Source organism: Streptomyces sp. SID12501 (assembly GCF_010550245.1).
Classification (GTDB): domain Bacteria; phylum Actinomycetota; class Actinomycetes; order Streptomycetales; family Streptomycetaceae; genus Streptomyces.
This window is the reverse complement of sequence record NZ_JAAGLU010000061.1, coordinates 23,530-29,529: the sequence shown is the minus strand read 5'-3', so window position 1 is coordinate 29,529 and position 6,000 is coordinate 23,530. Positions and strand designations below refer to the sequence as shown.

The following is a 6,000-nucleotide window of genomic DNA, read 5'->3' as shown; positions in this document are numbered from 1 at the left end:
TCTGTGGGCCGTCCGAGGGCGACCAATGACGACAGGCAACGACAGACAACGACGGCTGGATTGCTGGTCGGAAGCCCATCAGGCCCCCGCCACCGAGCCCAGATAGGCGGCCGTCTTCTCGGGCTCGTAGAAGAAGTTCTCGAAGTCCGACGGGTCGTTGAAGGCGTTGGCGAAGCGGTCGGCGGCCGGGGGCAACTGGCCTGCCGCGCCGAGGAGGTTGATGATGTGCTCCGGCGGCGGGCCGAGCATCGCGTTGGTCCACTTGGTGACGTGCTGGGCGGTGTCCCAGTAGCGGTCGAAGGTGGCCCTCATCCAGGTCTCGTCGAACTCCTTCTCGCCCTGTTCGAGGATCGAGGCGAGGTACGAAGCCGCGCATTTCGAGGCGGAGTTGGAGCCCTGGCCGGTGATCGGGTCGTTCGCCACGACCACGTCGGCCACGCCGAGTACCAGGCCGCCGCCGGGGAGGCGGCCGACCGGGTTACGGACGGTGGGGGCATAGCGGCCGGCCAACGTGCCGCCAGCGTCGGTGAGTTCGACCTCGGTGGCCCGCGCGTACTCCCACGGCGTGAACCGCTCCATGAGTTCCAGGGTCAGGGAGAGGTGTTCGGCCGGGTCGCGGACGCCGTTGAAGACGTCGAGGGGGCCGCCGGGTATGCCCTCCCAGAACAGGATGTCGGCGCGGCCCGAGGTGGTGAACGTCGGCATGACGAAGAGCTCGCCGACGCCCGGGACCAGGTTGCAGCGGACCGCGTCCGTGTCCGGGTGCTCGGGGCGCGGGCCCAGGCCGTGGACGTAGGCGACGGCCAGCGCGCGCTGCGGCTCGCGGTAGGGGGAGCGCTCGGGGTCGCGGGCGAACATCGACACCAGCTCGCCCTTGCCCGCGGCGACCAGGACGAGGTCGTACGTGCGGGAGAAGTAGTCGAGGTCGCCGACCGCCGCGCCGTGGATGACCAGTTGGCCGCCGCGCTGGGCGAAGGTCTCCATCCAGCCGGCCATCTTCACCCGCTGGTCGACGGACTGGGCGTGGCCGTCGAGCTTGCCGAGCCAGTCGATCGCGCGCTGGGTCGGGCCCGGGTCGTGGGAGCCGGGGGCCGCGACCGAGACACCGAGTCCCTCGATCTTCGGGGCCTGGGACTCCCAGAAGTTCAGCTGGAGATCGCGCTCGTGCTGAAGGGCGGTGTGGAACATGCACTGTGTGGACATGACCCGGCCGGACCGGATCTCGTCCGAGGTCCGGTTGGACATCAGGGTGACCTCGTAACCCTGCGACTGGAGTCCGAGGGCTATCTGAAGGCCGGCCTGACCGGCTCCGACGACGAGTATCTTCCGCATACGGTCTGGTCTCTCCCCTTGTCGCTGTCGCTGTTACTCGGGACTGACGTCCAACGCGTGGCCCACCAGGGCGAGCAGGGTCTCGATCACCGGGAGGCGGCGCCGCGCATCCATGATCATGACAGGTACGTGCGCGGGGATCGTGAGCGCCTCCCGCACGTCCTCCGCGTCGAACTCGGCGCTGCCGTCGAAGTGGTTGACGGCCACGATGTACGGCAGCCCGCAGCTCTCGAAGTAGTCGAGCGCCGGGAAGCACTCCTTCAGCCGCCGGGTGTCGGCCAGCACGACCGCGCCGATCGCACCGCGCACCAGGTCGTCCCACATGAACCAGAACCGCTGCTGGCCCGGCGTACCGAAGAGGTAGAGCACCAGGTCGTCGTCGAGCGTGACGCGGCCGTAGTCCATGGCCACGGTCGTCGTGCGTTTCTGAGGGGTCGCGGTGAGGTCGTCGGTGCCCTCGCTCGCCTCGGTCATCAGCGCCTCCGTCTGGAGGGGCTCGATCTCCGAGATGGTGCCGACCATCGTGGTCTTGCCGACACCGAAACCGCCCGCGATCACGATCTTCGTGGCGATCGGCGCACGGGTGCGGTCCTCCTGCCACGGCCGCAACTCCTCCTTGTCGGGCGACAGTCGGAGAAGCGGGGAGACACCACGGGCGACGTCAGAGACGACGGAGTCCACTCAGCACCCTTTCCAGCAGCGCGCGGTCCGGCTGCCCCGGCCCGTGACCGGTTCCGTACACACGGATCTTTCCCTGGTCCGCGAGGTCGCTCAGGAGTACGCGGACCACGCCCAGCGGCATCTTCAGCAGCGCGGCGATCTCGGCCACCGTACGCATCCGGCGGCACAGTTCGACGATGGCCCGCAGCTCCGGCATGACCCGGGTGCTGAGGGAACCATTCTCCAACTCCTTGCGCTCCTCGGCCGCTTCGATCGCGGCGACGAACGTCTCGACGAGGAGGACATGGCCGAAGCGGGTCCGGCCGCCGGTCAGCGAGTACGGGCGTACCCGGGCCGGTTTGCGGTCGCCGCCGCGGACGGGAAGCCTGGGCGCGGTGGGCGTACTCACTTGGCACCCTCCGCGGACCGGCCCGGCACGGAACGGACGGCCATCGGACCGACCTCCGCCGGCTCGTTGTCCGCTGATTCTCGTTCGATCGACTCCCGCAGCTCACTGCGGAGTTCGGGGGTCAGGACGTGTCCGGCGCGGCCCACGAAGAGCGCCATGTGGTACGCCACCACGCTCATGTCGCAGTCCGGGGAGCCGTGCACTCCGAGCAGCGAGCCGTCGCTGATCGACATCACGAAGAGGGTGCCGTCCTCCATCGCGACCATGGTCTGCTTGACGGCGCCGTAGTCCATCAGCTTGGCGGCGCCGATGGTGAGGCTGCCGATGCCGGAGACGATCGTGGCGAGGTCGGCGGCGGAGCCTCTGGGGCCGGTCGGCCGGTCGGGCCGACGTTCCGCGTTCCTGTCTGGGTCGGACGAGAGCAGGAGCAGACCGTCCGAGGAGACCACCGCGACCGACGTCAGTCCCGGCACCTCCTCGACGAGATTGCTCAGCAGCCAGTGCAGGTTGCGGGCTTCACTACTCAGGCCGAAGGTACTGGGCGCGGTCAACTGCTTGCCTCCTCGACTGTTCCCCCCGTGGATTCTTCGGCACGTGCCGGCTCTGCCGTACGCGCCGCCCGTCCCGTCTGCTCCGCGATCTCCGCCTCGACGTCACGGTGTCCGTCGCGCGCACCACGATGGAACCCGCCGAGCCGGCGGCGCAGTGCCTCGGCGTCGACGGAACCCATCCGTGGTCTCGGCGGCGCGGCGGGCGTGGTGATCCTCGGCGTCCGCTTGGGCAGCCCCTTGTCGGTGATCGGTTCCTCCTCGACACGCTCGTGCGTGTCGGGGCCGATGGCGTAGGGGTCCGGGGCGGTGGTCTCGCTGTCGGGAGCCGTGGGGACGGCCGGCTCGGCGGTGTCCTCGGCCGGGAGTTCCGGCACGAGCAGTTCCATGGTGATCTCGGACGCGGGGAAGGGCTCGGGCAGATCCGCATCCGCATCCGCATCCGTGTCCGCTTCGGCGTCGGCCTCGGCGTTCCTTACGGCCCGCTCCGCCAGGGCGATCATCGGGTCGGGTGCGTCGGCCGGGATCTCACTCGGCTCCTCGGCCAGATCCTCAACCGGTTCTTCGGCCTCCGAACGCCCTTGCAGGACATTGGAGTTGACCTCGGCGTCGGCCCCGGGGAAGGACAGTGCCGAGCCGCCGGGCGTCGACGTGGCCGACGGCGGTACGGCGGCCGGGTCCGGGGCCAGCAGCGCCTTCGGCAGGACGACGACCGCCGCGACACCGCCCTGTTTCTGCTCCCGCAACTGCACCCGCACGCCGTGCCGATGGGCGAGCCGTGCGACCACGTACAGGCCGAGCCCGATCCCGTCGCCACCGTCCTCCTCGCCGCCCTCCTTCTCGGCGGCCTCGCCCTTCTCGCCTGTCCCGTACGTGTCGTGCGGGACGTCCGGATCGAAGTCGGCGAGGCGGGAGTTGAGGCGGACCAGGCGCTCGGCGGTCATGCCGATGCCCTCGTCCTGGACGGAGAGCATGACCTCGCCGCTCTCCAGGAGCCAGCCGGAGATCTCCACCGGAAGCTCGGGCGGGGTGAACGAGGTGGCGTTCTCCAGGAGTTCGGCCAGCAGATGACTGACGTCGTCGGCGGCGAACCCGGCGAGGTGCCCGTGCGGCGGCAGCGCGGAGATGCGTACCCGCTCGTACCGCTCGATCTCGCTCACGGCGGCACGGACCACGTCGACGAGCGGGACGGGTCCCGCGTGCTGGTGGCCGTGTTCGGCGCCGGCGAGGACGAGGAGGTTCTCGCTGTGCCGGCGCATGACGGTGGCGAAGTGGTCGAGCTTGAAGAGGGTGGCGAGCCGGTCAGGGTCCTGCTCGCGCTCCTCCAGGCCCTCGATGACGGCGAGTTGACGCTCGACGAGGCCCAGGGTACGCAGCGCGAGATTCACGAAGCTGCCGTGGATGCTGTCCCGGGTGCGCGCCAGCTGGCTTGCCGCGTCGGCGAGTTCGGCGCGCAGTTCCTCGCGGGCGTCGGCCATCTTCTGGCGCTGGCCGACCAGGTGCTTGCGGTCGGACTCCAGGGTGGCGATGCGCTCGTGGACGTGGAAGGCGCGGGCGTGCAGGGCGTTGACGGAACGGACGACCTGGGCGAACTCGTCGTTGCGGCCGGTGAACCTGACCGGTTCCTCGGCGAGCGGGTCGGCCGCCTCGGCCAGCCGGGCGGTACCGCGGCGCAGCACGGAGAGCGGGCGGGTGAGGCTGCGGGCCATGGCGGTGGCGATACCGACGGCGACCAGGAGGAGGGCGCCGAGGGCGGCGATCCGGATCTCCAGCTCGGTGACGTCGTCGTCGCGGAGCTTGGTGAGGGCCTTGGTACGGCGGTCGTAGAGAGAGGACTCGACGCCGCGCATCAGTTCGAGGCGGGCGGAGACGGCCGCGTCCACGCCGCTGAGGCTGGTGGCGAGTTCGCTCGTGGACAGCGTGGCCTGGTCGGTGAGCGAGGCGAGGTACTTGTCGGCGGTGTCGACCTCGGGTCCGGTGACCGTGGAGTCGTAGCTGCCGACGGCGGCCTCGGGGGCCGTCTCGCGGAAGTCGGTGACCGCCGCGTCCGAACGCAGCCGGGCCTGCTGGGCGGCGGCGCTGAGCGCGGCCCGCGTCCTGGCGGCGGCCGGCGCGGTGACGGTCTGCTCGGACGACAGTCCGGTGACCGGGTCGTACACGTTCTCGGTGGACGTCGGCACGCTCAGCGCGGCGAGGAGGAGACCCCGGGCGGCGGCGGCCTGCTGGACGGCGGAGTCGAGTTCGGCGAGGGCGTACGCGCCGGCGCCCGCGCGGGGCGGCTGCTTGTCGGCCAGCTGCTCGGCGAGGAGGTGCAGCCCGGCGATGGCGGCGGAGTACGCCTCGTGCGACTGGAGAGCGGTGCTCTTCCCGGTGAGCGTCTGCGTGCGCAGCGCCGCGATGTCGTCGAGGTCCGCGACGAGCGCGGCCGGGGTGTCGGGGTTCGCGCGCAGGTCGCCGACCTCACGGTCGACGCGGGCGGCGCGCTGCTCGGAGGGCGCCTTCGCCTTGGGGCGGCCGGCGGCGATGTAGACGGTGATCTCGTCGCGTTCGTCGGCGAGCGAGTGGGCGAGAGTCAGGGCGTCCTGGGTCTGTGTCGCGAGCGTCACCAGATCCTGGGAGTCGTGGAGCTGCGAGGAGGCGGCGACGACGGACGGGGCGCCTGCCCCGGCGATCGCGGCGGCCACGACGGCGACGGCCACGATGAGCCGGTTGCGGACGTGAGCGGGACGACCCCGGCCCGCGGGATCGGTCGGGACGTCACCGGTAGCGCCCCCTGCGGGAGCTGTCTGCCTGCCTGTGCGCCGAGGCCGCGTCTTCTGCACCGGTGCTCGCATTCCTGACTCGTGTGCCCATGGGCCCGGGTGACGATCCGCCGGGACCCGGATGACGATCCGTCAACTGCATGGCCGCCCGGATGGTTCTGGCCTGTCGCTCACCCGATACGGCTCCGACTTTCCGGCACGATCCGGCTCCCGACCCTCCCATGCCCGTGGGCAGGGAGCGCGCGTCACCCGACCCGCCACTCAAAGGAGTGAACATCAAGGAGTCAAC

5 protein-coding genes are annotated in these 6,000 nt (G+C 70.8%); all 5 read right to left on the bottom strand.

All coding sequences use genetic code 11. The features are described 5' to 3' along the window. Positions 1-78: 78 nt before the first annotated feature. From G3I71_RS42175 to G3I71_RS42155, 5 genes are read right to left on the bottom strand one after another with little or no spacing between them, the layout of a single operon-like run. Positions 79-1,332 carry a styrene monooxygenase/indole monooxygenase family protein gene (locus G3I71_RS42175; RefSeq protein WP_164323701.1) on the bottom strand — a complete coding sequence of 418 codons (1,254 nt, stop codon included), beginning with the start codon at positions 1,330-1,332 and terminating at the stop codon, positions 79-81. Between the two features lie 33 nt (positions 1,333-1,365). Further along, positions 1,366-2,013 carry an ATP/GTP-binding protein gene (locus tag G3I71_RS42170; protein WP_164323699.1) on the bottom strand — a complete coding sequence of 216 codons (648 nt, stop codon included), beginning with the start codon at positions 2,011-2,013 and terminating at the stop codon, positions 1,366-1,368. Beyond that, positions 1,994-2,401 (bottom strand): DUF742 domain-containing protein, encoded by a 408-nt coding sequence (locus tag G3I71_RS42165; protein WP_164323697.1) that lies wholly within the window; start codon positions 2,399-2,401, stop codon positions 1,994-1,996. The genes G3I71_RS42170 and G3I71_RS42165 overlap by 20 nt, the downstream gene beginning before the upstream one ends. Then, a complete protein-coding gene (locus G3I71_RS42160) occupies positions 2,398-2,952 on the bottom strand; it encodes a roadblock/LC7 domain-containing protein (RefSeq protein WP_164323695.1) in 555 nt (184 codons plus the stop codon). The genes G3I71_RS42165 and G3I71_RS42160 overlap by 4 nt, the downstream gene beginning before the upstream one ends. Continuing rightward, positions 2,949-5,783, bottom strand: a complete 2,835-nt coding sequence (locus G3I71_RS42155; protein ID WP_203732823.1) for a nitrate- and nitrite sensing domain-containing protein — start codon at positions 5,781-5,783, stop codon at positions 2,949-2,951. Before G3I71_RS42155 ends, G3I71_RS42160 begins: the two co-directional genes overlap by 4 nt. Positions 5,784-6,000: the final 217 nt, after the last annotated feature.